Here is a 26471-nt window from a genome sequence, read left to right on the forward strand (position 1 = left end):
AGGCGGCCGACACCGAGTTGGCCGAACAAACGTCGGATTCCGGCGGAACGATTCGGCACTCTCACCGGACTGCAATGCTGGTTAGCATGAGTGCGGTGAGGGAGGTGGCGATGACCGCCGAGCCGATCGACTGGAAGCTTCCGCCGTCCCAGGGCTGGACGTACGAGCAGGTCAAGGACATGGACCTGCCGTTCGATTGGGAACTGGTGGACGGAGCCGTCGTGGTCCGAGGGATGGCCAAGTGGTGGCACGACCAGGTGCGGGATCAATTGCTTCTCGCGCTGGCGAGTGCGCGGGTGCAGCCGTACGTGGTCAACGTCGAGCGCTGTGTGCTGCTCGACGACCACAACGTGACCAAGCCCGACGTCGTCGTCATCGACAAGACCGGCCTGGACTTCTTCGAGCTGGAATGCACCTCGCCCGAATCCGTGGTGCTGGCGGTCGAGGTTGTTTCCCCCGGCTCCCGGGCGGCGGACCGGTTCCGCAAACCCGGGCAGTACGCCGAGGCCGGCATCCCGTACTACTGGCGCGTCGAACGCGGCCTGGACAACCTCCCGATCGTCCACGAGTTCCACCGGGACGAGGAGAAGGGCGTCTACCTGCCCGTCGCCCAGCACGAGGGCGTCCTGCGCACCACCGCGCCCTACCCCGTGGAGATCGACCTCCAGCAGGTCGTCGAACTCTGACGGCCCGGCGCGCCCGTATCCTTGGCGCGTGAGCACCACCGACCCCACCTCTGACAGCCACCTGCTGGGCGCCGCCGACATCCGTGAGCTGGCGGCCGCGTTCGGCGTCAAGCCGACCAAGCAGCGGGGACAGAACTTCGTCATCGACGGCAACACCGTACGGCGGATCGTCCGGGCGGGCGGGGTGACGGCCGAGGACTCCGTGGTCGAGGTCGGCCCCGGGCTCGGCTCGCTGACCCTGGCCCTGCTGGAGGTCGCCCGGCACGTCACCGCCGTGGAGATCGACCCGGTCCTCGCACAGCACCTGCCGGACACCGTCGCCGCCCGGATGCCGGGGAAGGCGGACGCCTTCGACCTGGTCCTCAGCGACGCCATGGAGGTCACCGAGCTGCCCGGGCCCGCGCCCACCGCACTCGTCGCCAACCTCCCCTACAACGTGGCCGTGCCCGTCCTGCTGCACATGCTCGCCACCTTCCCCAGCATCGAACGCACTCTGGTGATGGTCCAGAGCGAGGTCGCCGACCGGCTCGCCGCCAAGCCCGGCAACAAGGTGTACGGCGTCCCGTCCGTCAAGGCCAACTGGTACGCCGACGTCAAGCGGTCCGGCGCCATCGGGCGCAGCGTCTTCTGGCCCGCACCCAACGTCGACTCCGGCCTCGTCTCGCTGATCCGCCGCGAACCGCCGAAGACCACCGCCAGCCGCACCGAGGTGTTCGCCGTCGTCGACGCCGCCTTCGCCCAGCGCCGCAAGACCCTGCGCGCCGCCCTGGCCGGCTGGGCCGGCTCCCCGGCCGCCGCCGAGCAGGCACTCGCCGCCGCCGGCATCGACCACAAGCTCCGCGGCGAGATGCTCACCGTCGAGCAGTTCGCCGCCATCGCCGAGCACAAGCCCGCGACCACGGAGTCCGAGTGATCACCGTACGGGTCCCCGCCAAGGTCAACGTCCAGCTGGGGGTCGGCGGCCTGCGCGCCGACGGCTTCCACGACCTCGCCAACGTCTTCTTCGCCGTCGCCCTCGGCGACGAGGTGACCGCGACCCCCGGCACGCCCGGCCAGGGCGTCACCCTCAGCTGCACCGGCCCCGACGCCGCCGTCGTCCCCCTGGACGACAGCAACCTCGCCGCCCGCGCCGCCCGGCTGCTCGCCGCCCACCACGGCCTCGCCGCCCCCGACGTCCACCTGCACATCGCCAAGGCCATCCCGGTCGCCGGGGGTATGGCCGGCGGCAGCGCCGACGGCGCTGCCGCACTGGTCGCCTGCGACGCGCTGTGGGGCCTCGGCACGCCGCAGCCCGTGCTGCTCGACCTCGCCGCCGAACTCGGCTCGGACGTCCCGTTCGCCCTCGTCGGCGGCGTCGCCCTCGGCCGCGGCCGGGGCGAGATCCTGGACGCCCTGCCCGTCACCGGCACCTACCACTGGGTCTTCGCCGTCGCCGACGGCGGACTCTCCACCCCCGCCGTCTTCCACGAGTGCGACCGCCTGCGCGACGAGGCCGGCACCGGCTCCGCCGACACCGACGTCCGCACCCCCGACGCCGACCCGGCCCTCCTCGCCGCCCTCGCCGACGGCGACGCCGTCGCCCTGGCCGGCGCGCTCGCCAACGACCTCCAGCCCGCCGCCCTCTCGCTGCGCCCGGCGCTCGCCGCCACCCTGCGGGCCGGCACCGAGGCCGGCGCCCTCGGCGCCCTGGTCTCCGGCTCCGGTCCGACGTGCGCCTTCCTCTCCAAGGACGCCGACGCGGCGGCCGCCGTCGCCGACGCCCTTCGGGCCTCCGGCACCTGCCGGGCGGCGCACGCCACGTACGGGCCGGTGGCGGGCGCGGCGGTGCTCGCGGGCTGAGCACGGGGCGCGGGGCGAGGGGAGCGGTGGGCGAGTACGGGGCCCGGCGCTTCGCCTCGGGGGATCCGCTCGGCGGCTCAGGAAGGTGGCTCCGGCAGGCAGCTCAGGAAGGCGGCTCCGGCAGGTGGGCCGGACGGGCCGGAGGGCCGCCCACCGGGCACCGACAGGGGAAACGCCGGACACCCCCTAGGCTGGAGAGGATCGGGGCTCCCTCTGAGCCCCGGGTCCGTCGAACTCCAGGAGCGCAGCACACGTGGCCGTCAACCTCGCCACCATCGAGTCCGTCACGAAGGTCTACGGCACCCGGGCCCTTCTCGACGGGGTCAGCCTCGGCGTCAGTGAGGGGGACCGGATCGGCGTCGTCGGACGCAACGGCGACGGAAAGACCACCCTGATCCGGATGCTCGCCAAGCTGGAGGAGCCGGACGGCGGCCGGATCACCCACGCCGGCGGCGTCGAGATGGCCGTCCTCACCCAGCACGACTCGCTCGACCCCACGGCCACCATCCGGCACGAGGTGATCGCCGACCGGGCCGACCACGAATGGCTCGGCGACGCGCGCATCCGCGACATCATCGAAGGCCTCTTCGGCGGCCTCGACCTGCCCGGCTTCGCCGACGGCCTCGACACCGTCATCGGCCCGCTCTCCGGCGGCGAACGCCGCCGGATCGCCCTCGCCAAGCTGCTGCTCGGCTCGCCCGACCTGATCGTCCTCGACGAGCCCACCAACCACCTCGACGTCGAGGGCATCGCCTGGCTCGCCCAGCACCTCCAGAACCGCCGCTCCGCCCTCGTCTGCGTCACCCACGACCGCTGGTTCCTCGACCAGGTCAGCACCCGGATGTGGGACGTCCAGCACGGCTCCGTGCACGAGTACGAAGGCGGCTACTCCGACTACGTCTTCGCCCGCGCCGAGCGCACCCGGATCGAGGCCACCGAGGAGCAGAAGCGCCAGAACCTCGCCCGCAAGGAGCTCGCCTGGCTGCGCCGCGGCGCCCCCGCCCGCACCTCCAAGCCGCGCTACCGGATCGAGGCCGCCAACGCCCTGATCGCCGACGTGCCGGAGCCCCGCGACAAGAGCGAACTGATGAAGTTCGCCAACGCCCGGCTCGGCCGCACCGTCTTCGAGCTCGAAGGCGTCACCGTGAAGGCCGGCCCCAAGCTGCTGCTGGAGGACCTCACCTGGCAGCTCGGCCCCGGTGAGCGGATCGGCCTGCTCGGCGTCAACGGCGCCGGCAAGACCTCGCTGCTGCGCGCCATGCGCGACGCGTACGCCTCCGAGGGCGACGTGCAGCCGGAGTCCGGGGTCATCAAGGTCGGCAAGACGGTGCGGCTGGCCTACCTCTCCCAGGAGGTCGCCGAGCTGGACCCGGCCACCCGGGTGCTGCAGGCCGTCGAGCAGGTGCGCTCGCGGGTCGACCTCGGCAAGGGCCGGGAGATGAGCGCCGGCCAGCTGTGCGAGCAGTTCGGCTTCGGCAAGGACAAGCAGTGGACCCCCGTCGGCGACCTCTCCGGCGGTGAGCGCCGGCGGCTCCAGCTGCTCCGGCTGCTGATGGACGAGCCCAACGTGCTCTTCCTCGACGAGCCGACCAACGACCTCGACATCGAGACGCTCAACCAGCTGGAGGACCTGCTCGACGGCTGGCCCGGCTCGATGGTCGTGATCAGCCACGACCGCTTCTTCATCGAGCGGACCACCGACGTGGTGCACGCGCTGCTCGGCGACAAGAAGCTGCGGATGCTGCCGAACGGCGTGGACGAGTACCTGGAGCGGCGCGCCCGGATGGCGGCCTCCGCCGCTGCCGCCGCCGCGTCCGCGGCCGGTGCCGCCTCGGTGGACGCGGCCCCCGGCCTGTCGGCCGGGGACACCCGCGCGGCGAAGAAGGAGATGCAGAAGCTGGAGCGTCAGATCGCCAAGCTGGACGCCAAGGAGTCCAAGCTGCACACCCAACTCGCCGAGCACGCTGCCGACTTCTCCAAGGTCGCCGAGCTGGACAGCCAGCTGCGCGCCGTCCGCGAGGAGAAGGAGGAGCTGGAGATGAGCTGGATGGAGCTGGCCGAGCAGGTCTGAGCCGCCCGAACCACCCGAAACGCCCCCCGATGCCACCGGCGCCCCGCGCGCCGGATGGCACCGGGGGGCGTTGTACGTGTCAAGTTCGTACCGATCGCGGTCGCTCCTGCCAAGGGGCCTGCCGGTCCGACGGTGGTGGTGGCTACGATGGCTGAGGCGACCGCTGTCCCAGGGCGGACGGCGAGCGCCGGGTACGACTGTACGACCGAGAAGTTGACGGTGTGTTGCGGTGCGGCGGCCTGCGGGCCGCCCCGCACACGGGGGAGAGGTGGATTGCGGTGGCAGACGCGCCTGCAGGCGACGGTACGGGGACGACCAACGGCACGACGGTTGCGGCCGCGCCCGACGAGACACCGTTCTCGCTCGGCGGCGATCACGGCAACAGCTGGTTCGGCAAGATGTTCGGCGTGGCCGACAACATCGTCCGCGCCGCCGAGACGAACACCAGCGCCTCGTCGCTGGTCGCCGCCTTCGGCAGCAAGAACGTCCAGATCGAGCTGGACACCCTGACTGCCTTCACGAAGAAGATCGAGGCACTGCTCCAGGCGATGGAGGGCTCGGCGGCGGCGCCGTACAAGCTCCAGGAACAGCGCCTGCACGCGGACAACTTCGGCAAGAACTTCGCCGAGTCGACCGACCTCACGTCCGCGTACGGGAAGGTCCACGACCAACTGGTGAAGCTCCACGCCAGCTTCGTCTCCCAGATCGAGGCGATGAAGAACGGCGTGGCGAAGACGGCCAGCAACTACGCGGGCAACGAGGAGCAGACGACGGCCGCCCAGCAGACCGTCGCCAAGAACGCGGGCATCGTCACTCCGGCGGCAGGGCCGAACGGCCCCGGCCCGACGGTGACCTTCTGATGGCGCTCCAGGGTGGGACTTTCGGCATGACGGGGAGCAGGTAATGGCAGGCGGAACGAACTTCGAGGCCAAGAAGCACGAAGAGCTCAAGGCCATGGTCGAGAGCACCGACCCGGCCAAGGTGCTGAGCCGCGGGAGCCAGCTGCAGGCGGCCGGGAAGGTGCTGAAGGAGCTCAGCGGCGCGCTCAAGGCGCACGTCGACCAGATCAGCTGGGAGGGGCCGGCCGCGGAGGAGTTCAAGACCTGGGCCGGTAACTTCCACAAGTCGGCCGCGCTGCTCGGCGACTACTCCACCGGCGCCGGCGACGCGATGCACCAGGCCGGCGAGGCACTCAGCACCGCCAAGACCGCCGTGCCGCCGCTGCCGCAGACCGAGATCGACCGGGTCGCCAAGCACAAGAACCAGTCGATCCCGTACATCCCCGCGGACTTCGAGACCCGGTACGGCGTCGGGTCCACCGTCGACTCCGTCATGAAGCAGAGCAACCCCAACTGGGTGACGACGGCCGAGGCACAGCAGGCGGCCAAGAAGGTCGAGCAGGAGCACCAGGAAGCCGTCAACCAGATGGTGAAGCTGGCGCAGGCGTACGAGGCGGCGACGACCAAGCTCAACTCGCTCGAACCGCCGAGCCTGCCGGGGACCCCCGGTGGTGGCCAGGACAGCTCCTCGGACTTCGGTGGAGGTGGCGGTGGTGGCGGCGGGACGGGCTCCGGCGGCGGCTACCGCAACCCGCACAGCGGTGTCGGCGGTGGTGGCGGCAGTTACAGCCCGCCCGTCGGGGGTGGCGGTGGCGGCGGTTCGGTGACGCCCCGTCCGCCGGCCACCGGCCCGCAGGGCCCGAGCAGCCCGGGCGGCGGTGGCACCCTGCCTCCCTCGCACGGTGGTCAGGTGCCGCTGCCGGGTGACCCGGGAACTCCCACGCCGGCCCCGACGCCGACGTACCCGGGCGACCGCCCCGGCACCGACCTCAACAGCCTGCCGCCCGCGCCGACCCTGCCCAGCCAGACGGGTCCGACCGTCCCCGGCGGCGGCGGTGGCAACCTGCCGCCGGTCTCTCCGGGACAGCCGGGTTACCCGAGCACCCCCAACCCGACCACCCCCTTCCCCGGCACCGGCCCGTTCGGCGGTGGCGGCGGTTCCGTGCCGCCCAAGGGCAGTGGCCCGTTCGGTGGCGGTGGCGGCTCCGTGCCGCCCAAGGGCACCGGCCCCGGTTCGAGCCGGACGAGCACCTTCGGTGGTGGCACCCTGCCGTCGAAGAGCGGCACCCCCGGCATCCCCGGCGGCGGCCAGGTCTTCGGCCGTGAGGCGGCGGCCCAGGGCGGCCGGTCCGGCGGCGCGAGCGGCGGCGGTATGGGCGGTCAGGGCGGCGGCATGCACCCGGGCGCGGGCGGTCACGGCGGCGGCTCCGGCGGCAGTGCGCGGGGCCGCGGGCTGACCTCGACCACCGGCGGAACGGTCGGCGGCCGCAAGGGGCCGACCGCGAGCGGGGAGTTCACCCCGGGCGGTACGGGTCTGCGCCGGGCCAGTGCGCCCGGCGGCCCCGGTGCCGAGGGCGGCGCACGGTCGGGCCAGAACGGCATGGCGGGCGGCCCCGGTATGACGGGCGGCGGCACCGGCAAGAGCGAGCGCGAGCGCCGGCAGCGGGCCGACTACCTCCACGAGGACGAAGAGACCTGGACCAGCGGTACGCCGCAGAGCAATCCGGGCGTGATTGAGTAGGACCGAACGGCTGCCCGGCCACTGGGCCCACCCGGTGGCCGGGCAGACCTGTCCGGGGCGCGGTCCTCGGCCGACGGGGAGACGACGAGGAGTGGTGATGAGGCGGACGAGCGTGCGCTTGCGGGGGCGGGTGGTCGCCTCGGCTCTCCTGGCCGCAGGGGTGGTAGTGGGCCCGATCGCGGGACCCGCGGCGGCCGAGGATTCGATCCGTGACAGTCAGTGGCACCTGGACGCCATGCAGGCTCCGGAGATGTGGAAGACCTCGACGGGGCAGGGCATCACGGTCGCGGTCGTCGACGGTGGCTACAAGCTGGACCACCCCGACCTGGTCGGGCAGTTCCTGCCGGGCAAGGACTTCAGCGGGCTGCCGGGCGGAGTCGGGACCTCCCCCGACGGGCACGGGACGCAGATGGCCAGCCTCATCGCGGGAACCGGCAAGGGCAGGTCCGGCAAGGGTGCCTACGGGCTGGCCCCGGGGGTGAAGATCCTGCCGCTGAAGATCGACAACGGTAAGAACGGACAGCCGCTGGTCGCGACCACCTACCTCGGCCAGATCGGGCAGGCCATTACGTACGCGGCCGACGCGGGTGCGAAGGTCATCAGCGTCTCCCAGGGGATGTCCGCGACCTGGACCTCGCCGGACGACGTGGCCAAGCTGACCGATGCCATCGCACGGGCGACCGCGAAGGGTGCGCTGGTCGTGGCCAGCGTCGGAAATGACGCGCAGGGCGGCAACCCCGTCGAGTACCCGGGTGGGCTGCCCAAGGTGGTCGGGGTAGGGGCGGTCGACCGGAACGGGACCACGACCAGCGAGTCGGAGCGGGGACCGCAGGTCGATCTCGCCGCGCCCGGGATGGACATGGTCGAGGCCTGCATCGGCTCCACTGGCTACTGCCAGAGCCACGGCACGTCCGACGCGGCGGCCCTGGTCTCCGCCTCGGCCGCACTCGTGTGGTCCATGCACCAGGACTGGACGGCGAACCAGGTCACCCGTGTGCTGATCAACACGGCGGGCAAGCCGAGTGACGGCTCGGCCCGGTCCGACAACGTCGGCTACGGGGCTGTTCGGCCGCGTGTCGCGCTGGCGACGCCGGGGGATCCTGGGCCGGCGGACGTGTCGCCGATTCCGGAGGCGGCCGCCCCGGTGCCCGTGCCGTCGCAGCCGTCTGCGTCTTCGTCGGCGGCTCCGTCCGCGACGGCGTCGGCGTCCGCGTCCTCGTCTGCGTCGGCTGTGCCGTCGGCGGGGGCTGTGCCGAGCGGGGGCAGTTCGCCGGTGGGGTCGCCGGCCGTGCAGCCGCAGGCTGACAAGGCGTCGGACTCGGGCAGCACCCTGCCGATCGTGGTGGCGGTGGTCGTCGGGCTGGTGCTGGTGGCGGGCGTGATCTTCTTCGTGGTTCGCAAGCGTGCCGCGGGGCGGAGCGGCCCGGCGGCGCCGATGCCGCCCGTGCCGTCTGCGCCGGTGGGGTACCCGCCGCAGCAGGGCGGGCCTGCGGGGCCCCCGGTGCCGCCGGTGTACGGGCCGCCAGCTCCGCCGGGCGACAACCCGTACGCGAGGTAGCCGGAAGGGTGTGTGACTGCCCGGCCGTTGGGCGTGAGCCCGGCGGCCGGGCAGTGGTGTTTCCGGGGGTGCGTGGTGACGGGGAGGCGCGCGGGCAGGGGGTGCGCCGGTGTCACCCGGGTGGGTGCTGGGCGTGGGGCGGGCGGGTCGTCAGGGTGGCGGTATGGATACGCAGGATGCCCGGCGGGCAGCGCAGTTGCGGAGGGCCGCTGCGGCGGCGCTGATCGGGACGGCGATCGAGTTCTACGACTTCTTCCTCTACGGAACGGCGGCCGCGCTCGTCTTCGGGCCGGTGTTCTTCCCCGAACTGGGCGCGGTGGGGGCGCTGTTGGCGGCGTTCTCGGTGTACGCGGTGGCGTTCCTGGCACGGCCGCTGGGGGCGGTGGTGTTCGGGCACTTCGGGGACCGGCTGGGGCGGAAGGCGACGCTGGTGGTGTCGCTGCTGCTGATGGGGCTGTCGACGGCGGCGGTCGGGGTGCTGCCGGGCTACGGGGCGTGGGGGTGGTGGTCACCGGTCGCGCTGGTGGTGCTGCGGGTCTGCCAGGGCGTCGGGCTGGGCGGGGAGTGGGGCGGCGCGGCGCTGCTGATCGCGGAGAACGCGCCGGCCGGGCGGCGGGGGCGGTACGGCGCGTTCCTGCAGCTCGGGCCGACGATCGGGTTCGTGCTCGCGAACGGGGTGTTCCTGGCGCTGCAACTGGCACTGGACGAGCGGGCGTTCCACGCGTGGGGCTGGCGGGTCCCGTTCCTGGCGTCGCTGCTGATGGTGGCGGTGGGCCTGTTCGTGCGGCTGCGGATCGAGGAGACGCCGCTGTTCGCGGCGGAGGCCGGGCGGGTGCGGGAGCGGCCGCCGGTGGTCGAGGTGCTGCGCGGGCACTGGCGGACGGTGCTGCTCGGCTGCGGGATGATCACCGTGGGGTACGCGATGTTCTACCTGACCACCACCTACGCGCTGGCGTACGCGACGACCGGGCTGGGCGTGCCGAGCACGCTGGTGCTGTCGATGCTGCTGGCGGGCGGGGTCGCGATGGGCGGGACGGTCTGGGTGAGCGCGCGGCGCAGTGACGGGTGGGGGCGCCGGCGGACGCTGTCGGGGGCGACGGTGCTCGCGGTGTGCTGGGCACCGGTGCTCTTCCCGCTGCTGGAGACGGTGCGGCGGCCGCTGATGTTCCTGGCCCTGGCGGGGTCGATGGTGGTGCTGGGGTGCCTGTTCGGGCCGGTGGCGGCGTACCTGCCGGAGTTGTTCCCGACCAGCGTCCGGTACACGGGGGCCGCGCTGACGTACAACCTGGGCGGCGTGGTCGGCGGGGCGACGACGCCACTGGTCGCGACCCGGCTCACCGAGGCGTACGGGACGGCGGAGCCGGTCGGCTGGTACCTGGTGGCGCTGGGGCTGGTGGCGCTGCTCTGCTTGCGGCTGCTCCCGGAGACCAGCGGTACGGACCTCGCGGTGGCTGGGGTGGACGGCGCACGCCGCCGGGCGCCCGTGCTGGGGGCGGATCCGGCGGCGTGACGGCGTGAGGGTCTGACGTCGTAGCGGCGTGAGGCCGCAGCGGAGGGCAGGCGGGTGCGGGGCTCAGGCGGCGGGAGCGGCCTGGGCGGCGCGGCCGACCAGCAGGACGGCGGTGTGCTTGGCGACTCGCTCGCCGAGGTACTCGGCGGTGGCGATGTCGGCCTTGTGCACGGTGTCGGGGCCGCCGTCGGAGGGGGTGGAGGCGGCGGCACCGGCGAAGAAGCCGAGGCGGTTGAGGTCGTCCTCGGTGCCGGTGGAGGAGTTCCAGCCGGGCTTGAGGCCCAGGTTGACCCAGTTCATGCCGTGCTGGGCGGCGAGGGTCTGGAAGAAGCCGAGGGTGCCGGCCTTGTCGCCGCTCTTGGAGGCGGAGTTGGTGAAGCCGGCGGCGACCTTGTCCAGCCAGGCGTCGCCGAACCAGCGCTTGCTGCTGGCCTCGGCGAAGGTGTGGAAGGCGCCGGAGGCGGTGCCCATGTAGGTGGGCGAGCCGAAGATGATCGCGTCCGCGGCGTCCAGCCGGGCCCACTGCTCGTCGGTGATGGTGTCGACGGCGATCGGGACGGCCTCGGCCCCGGTGGCGGCGACGCCGCGGGCGACGGCCTCGGCGATGACGGCGGTGTGGCCGTAGCCGGAGTGGAAGGCGATGGCGACGGTCGGGCGGGTGGCGGTCATGGCGGGAGTGCTCCTCGACGAAGGCAGGTAGGGGCGCGGAAGGCGGGGCGGGGCAGGGGAAGGCAGGCAGGGCTGCGGACGACGGGGGCGCGGCAGGGCCACGGACAGGCCGTGGCGGCCCCCGTCGGTCTCCAATATAGACCAGGTCTCTATTGGTTACCAAGGATGGATTGGAGACTTCCGGTTACCCTGGAGGAATGACGACACAGGAGCAGGCCCACGCCGGGGCCGGGGCCGACGAGCCCCAGGGGCTTGATGTCTTCGCCCAGCTCTGTCCGAGCCGGGCCGTCTTCGCCGAGCTGGCGGACAAGTGGTCGATGCTGATCATGATGGTCCTCCACGCCTGCGGGCCGCAGCGGTTCTCCGAACTCCAGCGCGGAGTCGACGGCGTCAGCCGGAAGATGCTCACCCAGTCACTGCGCTCGCTGGAGCGGAACGGCCTGGTGCGGCGGACGGTGTACCCCGAGACCCCGCCGCGGGTGGTCTACGACCTGCTGCCGCTCGGCCGCGAGCTCGCCGCACTGGTGGCCCCGGTCGGGCGCTGGACGGAGGAACGGACCGGCCTGATGCTCGCCGCCCGCGAGGAGTTCGACCGGGCCCACCCCGACGCCTGACCGGGCCCGCCCCGCCTCCGGGCCGGGCCCACCCCACCGCCTGACGGAGTGCGGACCGGGCTTCGAGTGCGCCCGTGAGCCGGCCGGTGCGCACCCCCGGGAGCGGCGGAGGCCGATTTCCCTTCCGGGCCGTCGGCCGTGTAATGTCTTCCTTGTTCGACCGGTTCGCCCCTATAGCTCAGTCGGTAGAGCGTCTCCATGGTAAGGAGAAGGTCTGCGGTTCGATTCCGCATGGGGGCTCCAAGTGAAAGACCCTCGCCCAACGGGCGGGGGTCTTTTGCGTTGCTCCGGACGGCGCCCCCGGCCCTGCTCCGGACCACGGACCGCACCCCGCCCCCGGGAGGCGGCCTAGCGGTCCGGGTACCGAATGCGCTGTGATGGTGCGTCATCGGCCGCCCGCCCCACCGGGTGCGGGCGCGGAGCCGGACCCGACCGGGAGGGCGTCATGGGCGTTCGACTCGTGGTGGTCGACGACCATCGGCTGCTGGCCGAGGCGCTGGCCACCGCGCTCCAGCTGCGCGGCCACCGGGTACTCGCCGTCGGCTCCCCCGCCGGATCCGCCGCCGACCTGGTCGCCGGCCGCCGACCGGAGGTCTGCCTGCTCGGGCTGGCCGGACCGGGCGAGCCGGGGGCCTTCGACGGACTCCGCCGAATCCGCCGGGAACGGCCCGAAGTGGCCGTCATCGTCCTCGGACCGGTCGGCGAACTCCGCGGCGTGGCAGGCGCGTTCGCCGCCGGAGCCGCGGGCTACGTGCCCAGCGACGAGCGGATCGAGGTGGTCGAACGCGCCATCGCCCGGGCCCGGGCCGGCGAGGCCGCCGTCACCGTGGACGTCCTGCGCGGCGCCTTCGACCAACTGCTGCGCCCAGCAGCCGAATCGGACGACGAGGCCGTCCGGCTGCTGCGCCTGCTGACCCGCCGTGAGGTCCAGGTGCTGGCCCGGATCGCGGACGGCGAGGACACCGCGGCGATCGCGGCCGGGATGCGGATCGCCGCCAGCACGGCCCGGACGCACGTCCAGCGAGTGCTGATGAAGCTCGGCGCGCGCACCCGGTTGGAGGCGGCGGCGGTGGCGGCCCGCACCGGACTGCTCGAACGGATGGGCCGCGACTGAGCGCCGCGCCCCGACTGAACGGCGCGGCCCCCGTGACGGCCGGCCCCCCGCGACGGCCGGCCCGCGACGGCCGGCCCGCGACGGCCGGGCCCCCGCGACGGCCGGGCCCCCGCGACGGCCGGGGCTTCGCCCGGCGGGGGCACGGGAGGCGGTCCGGAGCACCCCCGGCGGCCAGGGAGAATAGGCGCCAGTCGTACGTACGTCACCGATGGCCCGCCGACGCGGCGGACCGTCGCCGCTGGAGGTCGCATCATGAGTAAGTACCTGGTCACGGGTGGTGCCGGCTATGTCGGAAGCGTGGTCGCCGCACACCTGCTGGAGGCGGGACACCGGGTGACCGTCCTGGACGACCTCTCCACCGGCTTCCGGGAGGGTGTGCCGGCCGGCGCCGAGTTCGTCGAGGGCCGGATCCAGGAGGCCGGGAAGGTCCTGGACGCCTCCTTCGACGGGGTGCTGCACTTCGCCGCCTCCTCGCAGGTCGGCGAGTCCGTCGTGGACCCGGAGAAGTACTGGCGCAACAACGTGGCCGGTTCGCTGGAGCTGATCGCCGCTATGCGCGCGGCGGGCGTGCGCAAGCTCGTCTTCTCCTCCACCGCCGCCACCTACGGCGAGCCCGAGGTCGTGCCGATCGCCGAGACCGCCCGCACCGCGCCGACCAACACCTACGGCGCCACCAAGCTGGCCGTCGACCACCTGATCACCAGCGAGGCCGTCGCCCACGGCCTGGCCGCCGTCTCGCTGCGCTACTTCAACGTCGCGGGCGCGTACGGCGCCTACGGCGAGCGCCACGACCCCGAGTCGCACCTGATCCCGCTGGTCTTCCAGGCCGCGCTGGGCCGGCGCCCGCACATCGCGGTGTACGGCGACGACTACCCGACCCCGGACGGCACCTGCATCCGCGACTACATCCACGTCGCGGACCTCGCCGACGCGCACCTGCTGGCGCTGGACGCGGCCGAGCCGGGCGAGCACCTGATCTGTAACCTGGGCAACGGCAGCGGCTTCTCGGTGCGCGAGGTCATCGAGTCCGTGAAGCGCGTCACCGGCCGGGAGATCCCGGTGCAGACCACCGGCCGCCGTGCGGGCGACCCGGCCGTGCTGGTGGCCTCCGCCGAGCGCGCCCACGAGGCCCTGGGCTGGACGCCGCGCCGCCCGAACCTGGACGACATCGTGGCCGACGCCTGGAAGTTCACCCTGGAGAAGAACGGCCTGTAGGCCGCAGCCACCCCGTGAGCGCCGCCCCCGGACCGCCGGGGGGCGGCGCTCCGTCGTTCCCGGCACCCCTGCCGGACCCACCGGACCGGGCCGGATCTGCCGGACCCGTCGGACCGCTACGGCACCGCGTGTGCCGCACGCACGGGCTGCACGGGCTGCACGGGCTGCGCGGACGGCGTGGGCTGCGCCGCGTAGGCGCGCAGGAAGGCCTGCACGCCCACGGTGACGATCGCCGCCGTCTCGGCCGGGCCGATCGGGTGCGCGCCCCAGTACGAGCGCTGGGCCACCTCGCTGCCGGTGAGCTGGACGAAATGCGTGGCGGCGCAGCCCGGATCGGCGGCCACCAGCAGACCGTTGTCCGCCAACTCGCCGAACCGGAGCGCAAGTTCCGCCACGGCGCAGCGCGGGCCGGCCTCCTGCCAGGACTCCAGCAGGTCCCTGGGCAGGTGCGCCGCGTCGGCGTTGATCTGCCGGACGAGCGCGAAGTGGTCGGCGAAGTCGGTGAGTGCGCCGACCCAGGCCAGGCCGAGCGCGGTGAGGTCGGCCTCCAGGTCGGTCACCACGGCCAGGTGCCGCTCGATGACGTCCAGGTGGGCGGCGCGGACCTGGCCGGCGCTCTCCTGGACGACGGTGCGGAAGAGTAGTTCCTTGCCCGCGAAGTGGTTGTAGATGGTCCGGGTGGAGACCCCGGCGCCGGCCGCGATGGCGTCGATGCTGGCGCGCGCGTAGCCGTCCCGGCCGAAGATCGCGCGGGCGGCCCGGACGATCGCCTCCCGCTTCTCGGCCAGCCCCCGGCGCGGACCGGCCGGGATCTCGTTCGCGCTGGTCATGCCGGGCCTCCCAGAGGATTGCAGTAATCGTTGTACTTACTGCCATGCACGTTGTACTTTACCTGACGGGCCGTCCGATCGGGCGGCATCCGCCGAGCCAGCCCCGGAGAGAGCCATGTCCGAGACCCCGTTCCGCGTCGCCGTCCTCGTCGGCAGCAGCCGTCAGGGCCGCTTCGCGCCCACCGTCACCGACTGGTTCCTGCGCACCGCCGGCCGCCGCGACGACCTCGAACTCGACCTGATCGACCTCGCCGAGCACCCCCTGCCGCACCTGGGCCACGAGCCCACCGCCGAGCAGACCGAGGTCATCAGCGGCCTCTCGCCGCGCCTCGCCGCCGCCGACGCCTTCGTGGTGATCACGCCCGAGTACAACCACAGCTTCCCCGCCGTGCTGAAGAACGCCATCGACTGGCACAAGCCCGAGTGGCAGGCCAAGCCGGTCGGCTTCGTCTCCTACGGCGGCCTCGGCGGCGGCCTGCGCGCCGTCGAGCAGCTCCGACTCGTCTTCGCCGAGCTGCACGCCGTCACCGTCCGGGACAGCGTCAGCTTCCACAGCGCCTGGGCGGTCTTCGGCGACGACGGCGAGCCCGTCGACGCCACCATCCCGAACGGCGCCGCCAAGGGCATGCTCGACCAGCTCACCTGGTGGGCCCGCGCGCTGCGCACCGCCCGCACCGAGCACCCGTACGGGGTCTGATCCACTGCGGGGAGCAGTACCGGGCGCCGTCCGGGTGCGACCCGCCGACCGGGCACGACCCGGCCCCCGACGCCCGGCCCGCACTCCGCGGGCCGGGCGTCGCCATGCCCGTCCCCGCCCCGCCGGCTCACCCAGCCCGCCCGGCCCCGCCCGCCTCGCCGGCCACTCCCGGCCGCCCTCGCCGGACCGGCCCGACGACATCGCGGATGCACCAAGTCACGCCAAGTGCGCACCTCCTGACGAAACTTCACCAAACCCCCACCCGGCCGCCCCCCACCCCGTACGCTGAATCCGGTACCGGTGGGGGCCGGCGCCTTCGGGCCTCCCGGGAACCGGGGGGTGGGCGGCAGAGAAGTGCCCAGGTCACGGCTGTGGAACCGGGTCGTCGCTCCGGGCACAGACCTGGTCTGAGCAGGGGGGAGTGACGATGGGGCGGATCCGCGTCCTGGTGGTCGACGACCACCGGATCTTCGCCGAGGCGCTGGCCGCGGCGCTCGCCGCCGAGCCCGACGTGGAGGTCGGTGCGGCCGGCAGTGCCGCCGCCGCCGAACGCGCCCTGGAGCGCGCCGCCATGGAAGGGCGCGCCTTCGACGTCATCCTGATCGACGCCGACCTCGGCGCCGACAGCGGCACCGCCGCAGCAGCCGTCACCGCCGCCACAACCGCCGCCACCGGCACCCGCAGGCCCACCCGGCCGGGCACCGACCCGCCCGACCCCGCCCGCCGCCACCCGCAGGCCGTCCTGCCCGCCCCGCGCCGCCCCGCCACCGGCCCCGGCGCCGCGCCACCCACCGGCCCACCCGCCCTGCCGCCACCACCGGGCAACCCGCACCACCTGCACCACCCCGCCGCGTCCCACCACGGCACCACCCCGGCACCCGACGGCATCACCCTGCTCGCCCGGGCCCGCCGCAACCATCCCGCGCTGCACGCGATCGTCCTGGCCACCGCCGACGACCCGCACCGCGCCGCCCGCGCCCTGCACGCCGGCGCCACGGGCTGGGTGGCCAAGGAGAGTTCACTCGCCCGCCTGCTCGTCGTGATCCGCGGCGTCCTGCGCGACGAGACCCACCTGCCGCCCGCCCTGCTCACCGGCGTCATCCGCGAACTCACCACCGCCCGGCGGGACCGCACCGAGAGCGAACGCCTCGTCGACACGCTCACCCCCCGGGAGAAGCAGATCCTGCGCTGCATGGTCGCCGGCCTCGGCCGACAGGCCGTCGCCGAACGGCTCTACCTCTCCCCGCACACCGTGCGCACCCACATGCAGAACGTCCTCGGCAAACTCGGGGTGCACTCCACCCTCGCCGCCGTCGCGGTCGCCCGCCGGGCAGGCATCAGTCCGTCCGAACCGGCCGCACCCCCAGCCCCGCCGTCCGTCGCCACGACCGCAGCACCCGGCGCCGGCTGATCCGCCCGTAACACCCAGATACCGGCTCAGGTCCGTCAGGTCAGGGAAATCCGGAGGACAGATGTCGCCGCACAGCACTTCCGCACGCCCGCACACAGCCCCGCACACCCCGGGAACGGACCGGAGCGCACCACCGACCGGCCTGCGCACCCTCGTCGTCGGCGCCGGCGCGGCCGGCACCGCCCTCGTCCGCGACCTCGGCCGCACCCCCGAATTCGGCCTCACCCCGATCGGCCTGCTCGACGACGACCCCGCCAAATCCGGCCGCACGGTGGACACCGTCCCCGTCCTCGGCACCCTCGCCGACCTCACCGCACTCGCCGTCGAACACCACGCCCAGGTCGTCGCCCTCGCCATCCCCGGCCTCGCCCCGCAACGCGTCCGCGCCCTCGCCACCGCCGCCGCCGCAGCCGGCGCCGCCGTCCGCTACCTGCCCTCCTTCCTCGCCGCACTGCGCCGCGAAGTCGTCGGCTCCGACATGCGCAGCCTCGACGTCAACCGGCTGATCGGCCGCCACGAGGTCCACGTCGTCTCCGCCGACGTCCGCGACGTCATCGAGGGCCGGCGCGTCCTGGTGACCGGCGCCGGCGGCTCCATCGGCAGCGAACTCTGCCGCCAGGTCCACGCGTTCAACCCCAGCGCGCTCTACATGCTGGACCACGACGAATCCAACCTGCACCGGCTCCAACTGGAGATCTGGGGCGAGGCGCTGCTCACCGACGACTCCCTCGTGATCGCCGACATCCGCGACCGCCCGCGGATCCAGCAGATCTTCCGCGACCTCAAGCCCGAGGTGGTCTTCCACGCCGCCGCCCACAAACACCTGCCGCTGCTCGAACGCCACCCCAGCGAGGCCGTGAAGTCCAACGTGCTCGGCACCGACCACCTCGTCGAGGCCGCCCTCGCCACCGGCGTCGAACGGTTCGTGCTGATCTCCACCGACAAGGCGGCCGACCCCACCTCCGTCCTCGGCGCCAGCAAACGGCTCGCCGAACTGATCGTCCAGGCCAACGCCCGCGACGCCCGCAACCTCGGCACCGGCGTCTTCTCCGCCGTCCGCTTCGGCAACGTCCTCGGCTCCCGCGGCTCACTGCTCTCCGTCCTCGCCGAGCAGCTGCGCAGCGGAAGCCCGGTGACCATCACCCACCCCGACGTGACCCGGTTCTTCATGACCATCGAGGAGGCCGTCGGCCTCGTCCTGGAGTCCGGCCGGATGGCCCGCGGCGGCGAGGTGTTCGTCCTGGACATGGGCGAGCCGGTGCGGATCGTCGACCTGGTGCACAACTTCGCCGAGCAGGTGCAGCTCGGTCGGGACGAGGTGGAGATCCGCTACACCGGCCTGCGGGCCGGCGAGAAGCTGAACGAGGCACTCTTCTCCGAGGGTGAGGAACGGCTGCCCACCGCGCACGCCCGGATCTACGCCACCGTCGCCGAATCCACCGCCGGCCCCGAGGACCTCGCCGGCGGCCTGACCGGCCTGTACGAGGCCGCCGCCGGCAACGGCGACGGGGAGGTGCGCCGGCGGCTGGCGGAGCTGCTGCCCGGCTACCGCACCGCCGAGGCCGAGCCGGCCCCGGTGCCCGCGCTCAGCGCCCCCTACCCCGACGGGTTCTAGCGGGCCGACGGGGGGCGGGGCACAGCGGGCGCAGTACGGCGGTGGCGGTGGCGGTGGCGGAGGCGGGGCACGACGGCGGAGTCCGGCGTCGAGGGCACGACGGCGAGGGTGCGACGGACGCGCGCCCGCTCAGCCGGGGATGTTGTCGAACGGCGCGACCAGCTGCCGCAGCAGCCCGGCCAGCTCGCCCTGCTGCGCGCCGCTGAGCTGGGCGAGCAGCTCGCGCTCGTGCGCCAGCAGCCCGGCGAGTGCCTGGTCGGCCCGGTCGCGGCCGTCCTCGGTGAGCCGCACCAGCACGCCGCGCCGGTCGTCCGGATCGGGCAGCCGCTTGACCAGGCCCTTGCCGGTGAGGCGGTCGATCCGGTTGGTCATGGTGCCGGAGGTCACCAGGGTCTGGGTGAGCAGCTGGCCGGGGGAGAGCTGGTACGGGGTGCCGGCCCGCCGCAGTGCGGTCAGCACGTCGAACTCCCAGGGCTCCAGCCCGTGCTCCGCGAAGGCCGTCCGCCGGGCCCGGTCGAGGTGCCGCGCGAGCCGGCTGACCCGGCTGAGCACCTCAAGTGGTTCCACGTCGAGGTCGGGGCGCTCTCGGCGCCATGCTGCGACCAGGCGGTCGACCTCGTCCTCCATGACGATCAGTGTATCGGGGGATGTGTCGATGTGAAGTCTCTTGACGTCGAGAAATGTAACGTGGAAGCTGCGTTCAGATATCTTGACGTCGAGATACTTGGGAGGCCGCCATGCCCACCCCCACCTGGGACCCCGACCAGTACCTGCGCTTCGCCACCGAACGAACCCGCCCCCTCCACGACCTCCTCGCCCACGTCCCCACCCTCCCCCACGAACCCGCACCCACCGTCCTCGACATCGGCTGCGGCCCCGGCAACTCCACCGCCGCCCTCCGCCGACGCTGGCCCGCAGCCCACCTCACCGGCATCGACAACTCCCCGCAGATGCTCGACACCGCCCGCACCACCGGCGAACCCACCGCCGACTACCTCCTCGCCGACGCCGCCACCTACGACCCCACCCCCGCAGCACCCGACGCCATCGTCTCCAACGCCACCCTGCAATGGATCGACGGCCACCTCCGGCTCCTGACCCACTGGGCCGCCGCCCTCCCACCCGGCGGCGTCATCGCCCTCCAGGTCCCCGGCAACTTCGACGCCCCCAGCCACACCATCCTCACCGAACTCCGCCGCAGCCCCCGCTGGCGCGACCACCTCGGCGACGACACCCCCGCCGGCGTCCACCCGCCCGCCGACTACCTCCACGCCCTCACCACCGCCGGCTGCTCCGCCGACGTCTGGGAAACCACCTACAGCACCCTGCTCACCGGCCCCGACCCCGTCCTCGAATGGGTCAAGGGCACCGCACTGCGCCCCGTCCTCGCCCGGCTCACCGACCCCGCCCAGCAGGACGCCTTCCTCACCGAATACGGCGCACTCCTGCGCCGGGCCTACCCCGCCGGCCCCCACGGCACCGTCTTCCCGTTCCGGCGGATCTTCGCCGTCGGCACCAGACGCTGACCCCGGTCCCGGTCCCGGTCCCGGTCCCGGTCCCGGTCCCGGTCCCGGTCCTGGCGCCGGCCCCGGCCCCGGTCCTCAGGCCTTCCGGTCACCCACCAGTTTCGGATGCCGCTCCATCCCCTCCAGGCCGTGCCACGCCAGATTCACCAGATGCGCCGCCACCTCCGACTTCTGCGGCTTCCGCACCTCCAGCCACCACTGACCGGTCAGCGCCACCATCCCCACCAGCATCTGCGAATACATCGGAGCCAACCGCGCATCGAACCCCCGCGCCTTGAACTCCAGACCCAGGATGTCCTCCACCTGCGTCGCGATGTCACTGATCAACGACGCGAACGTCCCCGTCGACTGCGCCACCGGAGAATCCCGCACCAGGATCTTGAAACCGTCCGTCGACGTGTCGATGTAGTCCATCAACGCGAACGCCGCCTGCTCCAGCAACTCCCGCGAATGCCCGCCCGTCAACGCCCCCGTCACCATGTCCAGCAACAGCTGCATCTCGCGGTCCACCACCACCGCGTACAGCCCCTCCTTGCCACCGAAGTGCTCGTACACCACCGGCTTCGACACCCCGGCCCGCTCGGCGATCTCCTCCACCGACGTCCCGTCGTAGCCACGCTCCGCGAACACCGACCGGCCGATCTCCAGCAACTGCTCCCGCCGCTGCTTCCCGGTCATCCGCACCCGGCCACCCCGCCGGCGACCCGCCGGCGCCACGGCACCCCCCGGAGCAGCGGCACGCGAACGGGCCTGCGCCACCTCGGGCGCGGCGTCCGTCCGCGTGCTGTCATGACCGCCTGTGCTGTCTTCGCTGCTCCCGTTCACCCCTACATCATGCTGCAGGCGAGCCCTCATGCGGCGCGGCGGGCAGCGATCCGCTGCGCGTCCGGCCAGCGGACGTCCCGGGCCCAGCCGGCCAGCTCGAACCAACGGATCAGCCTGGCCGAGGAGTCGATCTGCCCACGCAGCACCCCGTGCCGTGCCGACGTCGGGTCCGCGTGGTGCAGGTTGTGCCACGACTCACCACAGGACAGCACCGCCAGCCACCACACGTTCCCCGACCGGTCCCGCGACCGGAACGGACGCGCCCCCAGCGCGTGGCAGATCGAGTTGATCGACCACGTCACGTGGTGCAGCAGCGCCACCCGCACCAGCGAACCCCAGAAGAACGCGGACAGCGCACCCTGCCAGGAGAGCGTCACCAGACCGCCGACCAGCGGCGGGATCAGCATCGACAGCGTCGTCCACAGCCAGAACAGCCGGGACACCGCCCTTATGGCCGGGTCACCCACCAGATCCGGCGCGTACTTGGCCTGCGAGGTCTGCTCCTCGTCGAAGAGCCACCCCATGTGCGCCCACCAGAGGCCCTTCAGCAGCGCCGGGACCGTCTCGCCGTACCGCCACGGCGAATGCGGGTCGCCGTCCTTGTCGCTGTACCGGTGGTGCTTGCGGTGGTCCGCCACCCAGCGCACCAGCGGCCCCTCGATCGCCAGCGACCCGGCGATCGCCAGAGCCACCCGCAACGCCCTGTTGGCCTTGAAGGAACCGTGCGTGAAGTAACGGTGGTAGCCGATCGTGATGCCGTGGCACGTGAGGAAGTACATGACGGTGGCGATCGCGAGATCCGTCCACCCCAGCCCCCAGCCCCAGGCCACCGGCACGGTGGCGAGCAGGGCGACGAACGGTACGGCGATGAAGGCTCCGAGCGCGATCCGCTCGGCGAGCCCCTGCTTCTCGCCGCCGCGGGTGGCGGAGAGAAGCGTGGGGGCGGGATCGATGGAGTGCGCGGTGTCGGTGCGCGCCTCGCCGGCCTGGATGGTCATGGGCGTCCCTTGGGGGAGAGGGGCGGGAGGTTACGTCAGCGTAACCTACGGCATCGTAGGTTGACCCCGGCCGCCAGGGGAATACGTAGCCGCCCGGCGCTTGAGTGAATTCACCCGACTGGATGGATGAAGTCCGGATTCGCCCCGTGTCGGGACGTATCGCACACAGAATCACTGCATGCGAGCCAAGACCGAACACCGCGAAGCCGCCCGCCGCCTCCGACGGGAAGGGCGCACCTACGACGAGATCCGGGCAGAGCCGGGGGTGTCGAAGAGCTCGATATCCCTCCGGGTGAGGGACCTGCCGGCGCCACCGCGACGGGCACGGTCCTACAAGGGCAAGGAACGGCTCGCTGTCGCCATGGCCAAACGGGATGAGGTACGGGTCCGGACGAAGGAGGCGGCAAAGGCGGAGATCGGTCCCATGAGCAAGCGGGACCTGTTCGTCGTGGGGATCGCCCTCTGCTGGGCCGAGGGGGCGAAGGCCAAGGAGTGTGCCCGCCGCGAGACCGTCCGCTTCATCAACAGCGACCCGCAGGTCATCGGGCTCCATCTCGCCTGGTTGCAACTTCTGGGGATTTCACCAGACCGGTGGCGGCTTCGAGTGGCGATCCACGAGTCGGCCGACGTGGAGGGGGCGGAGCACTACTGGGCCGAGGTCGCAGGGGTGCCGGTGGAGCGCTTCCTGCGTCCCACCCTCAAGCGCCACAACCCGAAGACGACCAGGAAGAACACGGGAACGACCTACCGGGGCTGTTTGTCCGTCAACGTGCTCGGCAGTGCGGATCTCTACCGACGGATTGAGGGGTGGTGGTCGGGAATGGAGGTAGATGTGGCGCCCTTCACCCCGTAGTCTTGGGCAAGCGCGGCACGGTGGCGACCGGAGCCGCAAGCAGCGCGGTCCCGGATCGTCTAAGGGCAGGACAGCTGGTTTTGGTCCAGCTTATGGGGGTTCGAATCCTCCTCCGGGAGCACCATGAGTAGCCCCTGGTCTGCCGGTGGCGGGCCGGGGGCTTGGCTTTTCCTTCGGATGCCTCGCACTATCCTCGAAGCGCCAGGGCGTCGACGTGCGGTTCTTCCTCTGGCCTGCACTGCCCTCCTGTGAACCGACCGAGGAGCCTCCCCCCGTGAGTGCCAATTCGCCTGCTGCCGTTGTCGTGCTCGCCGCCGGTGGCGGGACCAGGATGAAGTCGAACAGCCTCCCCAAGGTGCTGCACGAGGTGTGCGGACGGTCGTTGGTGGGCCACGCGGTGGCGGCGGCGGAGGAACTGACGCCGCAGCAGCTGGTGGTGGTGGTCGGGCACATGCGCGAGAAGGTCGAGGAGCACCTGGCGGCGCACCACCCGGGCGCGCGGGCCGTGGTGCAGGAGGAGCAGAAGGGCACCGGGCACGCGGTGCGGACGGCGCTGGAGGCGTTGGCCGCGGACGGTGTGGAGCTGGACGGCACGGTGATCGTGACGACCGGGGACGCTCCGCTGCTGACCGGGGAGACGCTGGGGGCGCTGGCCGCGGCGCACGTCGGGCAGGGCAACGGTGTGACGGTGCTGACGGCGGTGGTGCCGGAGCCGTTCGGTTACGGGCGGATCCTGCGGGAGGCGGACGGCGCGGTGGCGGCGATCGTCGAGGAGAAGGACGCCTCGGACGCGCAGCGGGCGATCGCCGAGATCAACTCCGGGGTCTTCGCGTTCGACGCGAAGCTGTTGGCGGTGGCGCTGGCGGAGGTGACCACGGACAACGTGCAGGGTGAGGAGTACCTCACGGACACGCTGGAGATCCTGCGGACGGCGGGGCACCGGGTGGGTGCGGTGGTGGCGGCGGACTTCCGGGACATCCTGGGCATCAACGACCGGGTGCAGCTGGCGCAGGCGCGCCGGCTGTTGAACGACCGCCTGCTGGAGCGGGCGATGCGTGCGGGTGTCACGGTGGTGGACCCGGCGACGACGTGGATGGACGTGCAGGTCTCGTACGAGCCGGACGCGGTGGTGCTGCCGGGGACGCAGCTGCAGGGCCTCACTCATCTGGGCGAGGGCTGCGAGGTGGGGCCGAACTCGACGCTGAAGGACACCCGGATCGGGGTGGGGGCGCGTGTGAGCAACACCACGGCGGACAGTGCGGTGGTGGGCGACTTCGCGTCGGCGGGTCCGTACGCGTACCTGCGTCCGGGGGCGAAGCTGGCCCGGAAGGCGAAGGTCGGCACCTATGTCGAGGTGAAGAACTCGGAGCTGGGTGAGGGTGCGAAGGTGCCGCACCTCTCGTACATCGGGGACGCGACGATCGGCGAGGGCACGAACGTCGGTGCGGCGTCGGTGACGGTGAACTACGACGGTGTGAACAAGCACCGCACGGTGATCGGGGCGCACTGCCGTACGGGGTCCGACAACATGTTCATCGCTCCGGTGACGGTGGGTGACGGCGCTTACACGGCGGCCGGCTCGGTGATCTCCTCCGATGTTCCGCCGGGCGCACTCGGGGTGGCGCGGGCGCAGCAGCGCAACATTGCGGGCTGGGTGGAGCGCAAGCGTCCGGGGACCACATCGGCGCAGGCTGCGGCTGCTGCGTCGGAGGGGGCCGGGGAGGCCTGATGGTGCGGGGTGGGTGTCCGGTGGGCGGTCCCGGGGCGGACGGTTTCTGCGCGGGCGCGTAACCTTGGGGTCATACGTGCGCCACTGGGCTTACAGTCCGTGTCCAGGCGTACCGACATTCCCCCGACCCCTATCGCCTGTGGGCTCGTGCCTGCCTGCGGTGCGGACGGGTTCAGCGTCAGCAACGCGAGGAGACGGTGCAGTGAGCGGGATCACGACGTCGGGTGAGAAGAAACTTAAGCTCTTCTCCGGCCGTGCCCACCCTGAGCTGGCGAGGGAGGTGGCCGAGTCGCTCGGGACCGAGCTGGTTCCGACGAAGGCCCTGGACTTCGCCAATGGTGAGATCTACGTCCGCTTCCTGGAGTCGGCGCGCGGTGCGGACTGCTTTGTGATGCAGAGCCACACGGCTCCCATCAACCAGTGGATCATGGAACAGCTGATCATGATCGATGCTCTGAAGCGGGCTTCGGCCCGGAGCATCACCGCGATCCTGCCGTTCTACGGGTATGCGCGTCAGGACAAGAAGCACCTGGGCCGTGAGCCGATCTCGGCCCGGCTGGTGGCGGACCTGCTGCGGCAGGCGGGTGCCGACCGGCTGATGGCGGTGGATCTGCACACGGCGCAGATCCAGGGCTTCTTCGACGGTCCGGTGGACCACCTGTTCGCGCTGCCGCTGCTGGCGGACTACCTGGGCGAGAAGGTGGACCGGGACCGGCTGACCATCGTGTCGCCGGATGCCGGCCGGGTGAAGGTCGCGGACCAGTGGTCGGACCGTCTGGGTGCGCCGTTGGCGATCATCCACAAGCGTCGTGACATGACGCAGGCGAACACGATCCTGTCGGCCGAGGTGGTCGGTGACGTTCAGGACCGGGTCTGTGTCCTGGTCGACGACATGATCGACACGGCGGGGACGATCTGTGCCGCGGCGGACGCGCTGTTCGAGAACGGTGCGGCGGACGTGATCGTGGCGGCGACGCACGGTGTGCTCTCCGGGCCGGCGGCCGACCGCCTGAAGAACTCGCGGGTCAGCGAGTTCGTGTTCACCAACACGCTGCCGACTCCGGCGGAGCTGCAGCTGGACAAGATCACCACGCTGTCGATCGCCCCGTCGATCGCCGCGGCGATCCGTGAGGTGTTCGAGGACGGTTCGGTCACCAGTCTGTTCGAGGGCGTGCACTGACGAAGCCCCGCGTCGGCGGCCCCGGTCCTGAATGGGCCGGGGCCGCCGTCGATTTCGCGTCAGCGCCCCGGTGCGGTTAGACTCGTGAAACTGCTCGGCGAGGGATGCCGCGTGCCTGCTGGCCGGGTGCGTGCTCCGTGATCGACGCGCTGCCGGTGTCGGATTTCCGACTGCCGACAGAGGTCGTACGCCGCCGAGTGACCCCCGAACGTACTGAGGGTGTGGTCCCGGCGGTTTTTCGCGTTGCCTGCACCCCCGCGCCATTTTCACGAGGAGTGCAGTCGTGTCCGAGATCCGCCTTGCCGCTGAGACCCGTTCCGAGTTCGGCAAGGGTGCCGCTCGTCGTGCCCGCCGCGCCGGCTTCGTCCCCGGTGTCGTCTACGGCCACGGCCACGCCCCGGTTCACCTGAACCTGCCCAGCCACGCCCTGATGATGGCCCTGAAGACCCCGAACGCCCTGCTGGTCGTTCCGATCGAGGGCAAGGACGAGTACGTCCTGCCGAAGGCCGTCCAGCGTGAGGCCATCAAGCGCACCATCGAGCACGTCGACCTGCTGCTCGTGAAGCGCGGCGAGAAGGTCACCGTCGAGATCCCGGTCCTGACCGAGGGCGAGCTGGCCCCCGGCGGCAACCTGCTGGAGCACGTGCTCAACGCGCTGCCGATCGAGGCCGAGGCCACCCACCTGCCCGAGTCCGTGACCGTGTCGGTCGAGGGCCTGGAGGCCGGTGCCGCGATCACCGCCGGTGACATCGTGCTGCCGAAGGGCACCACGCTGGCCGTCGAGGCCGACACCGTCGTCCTGCAGGTCATCGGCGCCCAGGCCTCGCAGGCCGACGCCGACGCCGAGGCCGCCGAGGCCGGCGCCGAGGCCTGAGCCTCTCGCACAGCCTGACCGCTGCCCCGGTCGCTCCCGCTGGAGCGCCCGGGGCAGCGGCATGTCCGGGAAGATGG

At 72.4% G+C, this 26471-nt stretch carries 24 protein-coding genes and 2 tRNA genes; 21 read left to right on the plus strand and 5 right to left on the minus strand.

Translation table 11 applies throughout. The annotated features are described in order from the left end of the window. Positions 1-86: 86 nt before the first annotated feature. From OH807_RS24190 to OH807_RS24225, 8 genes are all read left to right on the plus strand, one after another. A complete protein-coding gene (locus OH807_RS24190) occupies positions 87-686 on the plus strand; it encodes a Uma2 family endonuclease (RefSeq protein ID WP_406202422.1) in 600 nt (199 codons plus the stop codon). Positions 687-714: 28 nt separating this feature from the next. Continuing rightward, positions 715-1599 (plus strand): 16S rRNA (adenine(1518)-N(6)/adenine(1519)-N(6))-dimethyltransferase RsmA, encoded by an 885-nt coding sequence (gene rsmA / locus OH807_RS24195; RefSeq protein ID WP_406202424.1) that lies wholly within the window; start codon positions 715-717, stop codon positions 1597-1599. Beyond that, positions 1596-2525 carry a 4-(cytidine 5'-diphospho)-2-C-methyl-D-erythritol kinase gene (locus OH807_RS24200; RefSeq protein ID WP_406202426.1) on the plus strand — a complete coding sequence of 310 codons (930 nt, stop codon included), beginning with the start codon at positions 1596-1598 and terminating at the stop codon, positions 2523-2525. The genes rsmA and OH807_RS24200 overlap by 4 nt, the downstream gene beginning before the upstream one ends. Before the next feature lie 253 nt (positions 2526-2778). Continuing rightward, complete coding sequence (locus OH807_RS24205; protein ID WP_406202428.1) at positions 2779-4596, plus strand: ABC-F family ATP-binding cassette domain-containing protein; 1818 nt, start codon at positions 2779-2781, stop codon at positions 4594-4596. Positions 4597-4874: 278 nt separating this feature from the next. After that, positions 4875-5456 carry a hypothetical protein gene (locus OH807_RS24210; protein ID WP_406202430.1) on the plus strand — a complete coding sequence of 194 codons (582 nt, stop codon included), beginning with the start codon at positions 4875-4877 and terminating at the stop codon, positions 5454-5456. A 43-nt stretch (positions 5457-5499) separates the two neighbouring features. Next, entirely contained in the window at positions 5500-7176 is a 1677-nt protein-coding gene (locus OH807_RS24215) for a WXG100 family type VII secretion target (protein WP_406202432.1), read from the plus strand. Between the two features lie 97 nt (positions 7177-7273). Then, entirely contained in the window at positions 7274-8734 is a 1461-nt protein-coding gene (gene mycP / locus OH807_RS24220; protein ID WP_406202434.1) for a type VII secretion-associated serine protease mycosin, read from the plus strand. 163 nt (positions 8735-8897) lie between these two features. Further along, complete coding sequence (locus OH807_RS24225) at positions 8898-10244, plus strand: MFS transporter (RefSeq protein ID WP_406202436.1); 1347 nt, start codon at positions 8898-8900, stop codon at positions 10242-10244. A gap of 63 nt (positions 10245-10307) precedes the next feature. Here OH807_RS24225 and OH807_RS24230 read toward each other — a convergent pair whose 3' ends face one another. Further along, positions 10308-10913 carry a flavodoxin family protein gene (locus tag OH807_RS24230; RefSeq protein WP_406202438.1) on the minus strand — a complete coding sequence of 202 codons (606 nt, stop codon included), beginning with the start codon at positions 10911-10913 and terminating at the stop codon, positions 10308-10310. Between the two features lie 197 nt (positions 10914-11110). Between OH807_RS24230 and OH807_RS24235 the strand changes: the two genes are divergently transcribed. The 4 genes from OH807_RS24235 to galE all read left to right on the plus strand — a co-directional run bounded on the left by OH807_RS24235 (position 11111) and on the right by galE (position 13856). Then, a complete protein-coding gene (locus OH807_RS24235; protein ID WP_406202440.1) occupies positions 11111-11527 on the plus strand; it encodes a winged helix-turn-helix transcriptional regulator in 417 nt (138 codons plus the stop codon). Positions 11528-11694: 167 nt separating this feature from the next. Continuing rightward, positions 11695-11770: transfer RNA gene (locus OH807_RS24240), tRNA-Thr, on the plus strand. A 202-nt stretch (positions 11771-11972) separates the two neighbouring features. After that, on the plus strand, positions 11973-12641 hold the full coding sequence (locus OH807_RS24245; RefSeq protein WP_406202442.1) for a LuxR C-terminal-related transcriptional regulator: 669 nt from the start codon (positions 11973-11975) through the stop codon (positions 12639-12641). Between the two features lie 252 nt (positions 12642-12893). Further along, positions 12894-13856 carry a UDP-glucose 4-epimerase GalE gene (gene galE / locus OH807_RS24250; protein ID WP_406202444.1) on the plus strand — a complete coding sequence of 321 codons (963 nt, stop codon included), beginning with the start codon at positions 12894-12896 and terminating at the stop codon, positions 13854-13856. 116 nt (positions 13857-13972) lie between these two features. On the opposite strand, the gene OH807_RS24255 is transcribed toward galE, so the two are convergent. Continuing rightward, entirely contained in the window at positions 13973-14686 is a 714-nt protein-coding gene (locus OH807_RS24255; protein ID WP_406202446.1) for a TetR/AcrR family transcriptional regulator, read from the minus strand. 115 nt (positions 14687-14801) lie between these two features. Here OH807_RS24255 and OH807_RS24260 point away from each other — a divergent pair, with 115 nt between their 5' ends. The 3 genes from OH807_RS24260 (at position 14802) to OH807_RS24270 (ending at position 18409) form a co-directional block, all read left to right on the plus strand. Continuing rightward, positions 14802-15383 carry an NADPH-dependent FMN reductase gene (locus OH807_RS24260; RefSeq protein WP_406202448.1) on the plus strand — a complete coding sequence of 194 codons (582 nt, stop codon included), beginning with the start codon at positions 14802-14804 and terminating at the stop codon, positions 15381-15383. 427 nt (positions 15384-15810) lie between these two features. Further along, positions 15811-16794, plus strand: a complete 984-nt coding sequence (locus OH807_RS24265; RefSeq protein ID WP_406202450.1) for a LuxR C-terminal-related transcriptional regulator — start codon at positions 15811-15813, stop codon at positions 16792-16794. A 61-nt stretch (positions 16795-16855) separates the two neighbouring features. Beyond that, the gene (locus OH807_RS24270) at positions 16856-18409 is read left to right on the plus strand and encodes a polysaccharide biosynthesis protein (protein WP_406202452.1); all 1554 of its coding nucleotides are present in this window, start codon (positions 16856-16858) and stop codon (positions 18407-18409) included. A gap of 129 nt (positions 18410-18538) precedes the next feature. Here the strand turns inward: OH807_RS24270 and OH807_RS24275 are convergent, their stop codons facing one another. Then, positions 18539-19036, minus strand: a complete 498-nt coding sequence (locus OH807_RS24275) for a MarR family winged helix-turn-helix transcriptional regulator (RefSeq protein WP_406202454.1) — start codon at positions 19034-19036, stop codon at positions 18539-18541. 110 nt (positions 19037-19146) lie between these two features. Between OH807_RS24275 and OH807_RS24280 the strand changes: the two genes are divergently transcribed. Continuing rightward, the gene (locus OH807_RS24280; protein ID WP_406202456.1) at positions 19147-19935 is read left to right on the plus strand and encodes a methyltransferase domain-containing protein; all 789 of its coding nucleotides are present in this window, start codon (positions 19147-19149) and stop codon (positions 19933-19935) included. Between the two features lie 75 nt (positions 19936-20010). On the opposite strand, the gene OH807_RS24285 is transcribed toward OH807_RS24280, so the two are convergent. Together OH807_RS24285 and OH807_RS24290 are read right to left on the minus strand one after the other, a co-directional pair. Then, complete coding sequence (locus tag OH807_RS24285; protein ID WP_406211156.1) at positions 20011-20613, minus strand: TetR family transcriptional regulator; 603 nt, start codon at positions 20611-20613, stop codon at positions 20011-20013. A gap of 173 nt (positions 20614-20786) precedes the next feature. Beyond that, positions 20787-21758 (minus strand): acyl-CoA desaturase, encoded by a 972-nt coding sequence (locus OH807_RS24290; RefSeq protein WP_406202458.1) that lies wholly within the window; start codon positions 21756-21758, stop codon positions 20787-20789. Positions 21759-21936: 178 nt separating this feature from the next. Between OH807_RS24290 and OH807_RS24295 the strand changes: the two genes are divergently transcribed. From OH807_RS24295 to OH807_RS24315, 5 genes are all read left to right on the plus strand, one after another. Beyond that, on the plus strand, positions 21937-22611 hold the full coding sequence (locus tag OH807_RS24295; protein WP_406202460.1) for a hypothetical protein: 675 nt from the start codon (positions 21937-21939) through the stop codon (positions 22609-22611). Positions 22612-22659: 48 nt separating this feature from the next. Then, positions 22660-22730, plus strand: a tRNA-Gln gene (locus OH807_RS24300). 155 nt (positions 22731-22885) lie between these two features. Continuing rightward, the gene (glmU, locus tag OH807_RS24305; protein ID WP_406202462.1) at positions 22886-24340 is read left to right on the plus strand and encodes a bifunctional UDP-N-acetylglucosamine diphosphorylase/glucosamine-1-phosphate N-acetyltransferase GlmU; all 1455 of its coding nucleotides are present in this window, start codon (positions 22886-22888) and stop codon (positions 24338-24340) included. 202 nt (positions 24341-24542) lie between these two features. After that, a complete protein-coding gene (locus OH807_RS24310) occupies positions 24543-25520 on the plus strand; it encodes a ribose-phosphate diphosphokinase (RefSeq protein ID WP_406202464.1) in 978 nt (325 codons plus the stop codon). Between the two features lie 283 nt (positions 25521-25803). Then, a complete protein-coding gene (locus OH807_RS24315; protein WP_406202466.1) occupies positions 25804-26394 on the plus strand; it encodes a 50S ribosomal protein L25/general stress protein Ctc in 591 nt (196 codons plus the stop codon). The last annotated feature ends 77 nt before the right edge of the window (positions 26395-26471 follow it).

This window comes from Kitasatospora sp. NBC_01560 (assembly GCF_045208415.1).
Classification (GTDB): Bacteria; Actinomycetota; Actinomycetes; order Streptomycetales; family Streptomycetaceae; genus Kitasatospora.

Coding starts and splice junctions, on each gene's coding strand:
- OH807_RS24290 (WP_406202458.1), bottom strand. CDS start 21,758: ATGACCATCCAGGCCGGCGAGGCGCGCACCGACACCGCGCACTCCATC.
- OH807_RS24235 (WP_406202440.1), top strand. CDS start 11,111: ATGACGACACAGGAGCAGGCCCACGCCGGGGCCGGGGCCGACGAGCCC.
- OH807_RS24260 (WP_406202448.1), top strand. CDS start 14,802: ATGTCCGAGACCCCGTTCCGCGTCGCCGTCCTCGTCGGCAGCAGCCGT.
- OH807_RS24270 (WP_406202452.1), top strand. CDS start 16,856: ATGTCGCCGCACAGCACTTCCGCACGCCCGCACACAGCCCCGCACACC.
- OH807_RS24265 (WP_406202450.1), top strand. CDS start 15,811: ATGGGGCGGATCCGCGTCCTGGTGGTCGACGACCACCGGATCTTCGCC.
- OH807_RS24255 (WP_406202446.1), bottom strand. CDS start 14,686: ATGACCAGCGCGAACGAGATCCCGGCCGGTCCGCGCCGGGGGCTGGCC.
- OH807_RS24245 (WP_406202442.1), top strand. CDS start 11,973: ATGGGCGTTCGACTCGTGGTGGTCGACGACCATCGGCTGCTGGCCGAG.
- galE (WP_406202444.1), top strand. CDS start 12,894: ATGAGTAAGTACCTGGTCACGGGTGGTGCCGGCTATGTCGGAAGCGTG.
- OH807_RS24295 (WP_406202460.1), top strand. CDS start 21,937: ATGCGAGCCAAGACCGAACACCGCGAAGCCGCCCGCCGCCTCCGACGG.
- mycP (WP_406202434.1), top strand. CDS start 7,274: ATGAGGCGGACGAGCGTGCGCTTGCGGGGGCGGGTGGTCGCCTCGGCT.
- OH807_RS24215 (WP_406202432.1), top strand. CDS start 5,500: ATGGCAGGCGGAACGAACTTCGAGGCCAAGAAGCACGAAGAGCTCAAG.
- OH807_RS24225 (WP_406202436.1), top strand. CDS start 8,898: ATGGATACGCAGGATGCCCGGCGGGCAGCGCAGTTGCGGAGGGCCGCT.
- OH807_RS24285 (WP_406211156.1), bottom strand. CDS start 20,613: ATGACCGGGAAGCAGCGGCGGGAGCAGTTGCTGGAGATCGGCCGGTCG.
- OH807_RS24230 (WP_406202438.1), bottom strand. CDS start 10,913: ATGACCGCCACCCGCCCGACCGTCGCCATCGCCTTCCACTCCGGCTAC.
- OH807_RS24190 (WP_406202422.1), top strand. CDS start 87: ATGAGTGCGGTGAGGGAGGTGGCGATGACCGCCGAGCCGATCGACTGG.
- OH807_RS24280 (WP_406202456.1), top strand. CDS start 19,147: ATGCCCACCCCCACCTGGGACCCCGACCAGTACCTGCGCTTCGCCACC.
- OH807_RS24275 (WP_406202454.1), bottom strand. CDS start 19,036: ATGGAGGACGAGGTCGACCGCCTGGTCGCAGCATGGCGCCGAGAGCGC.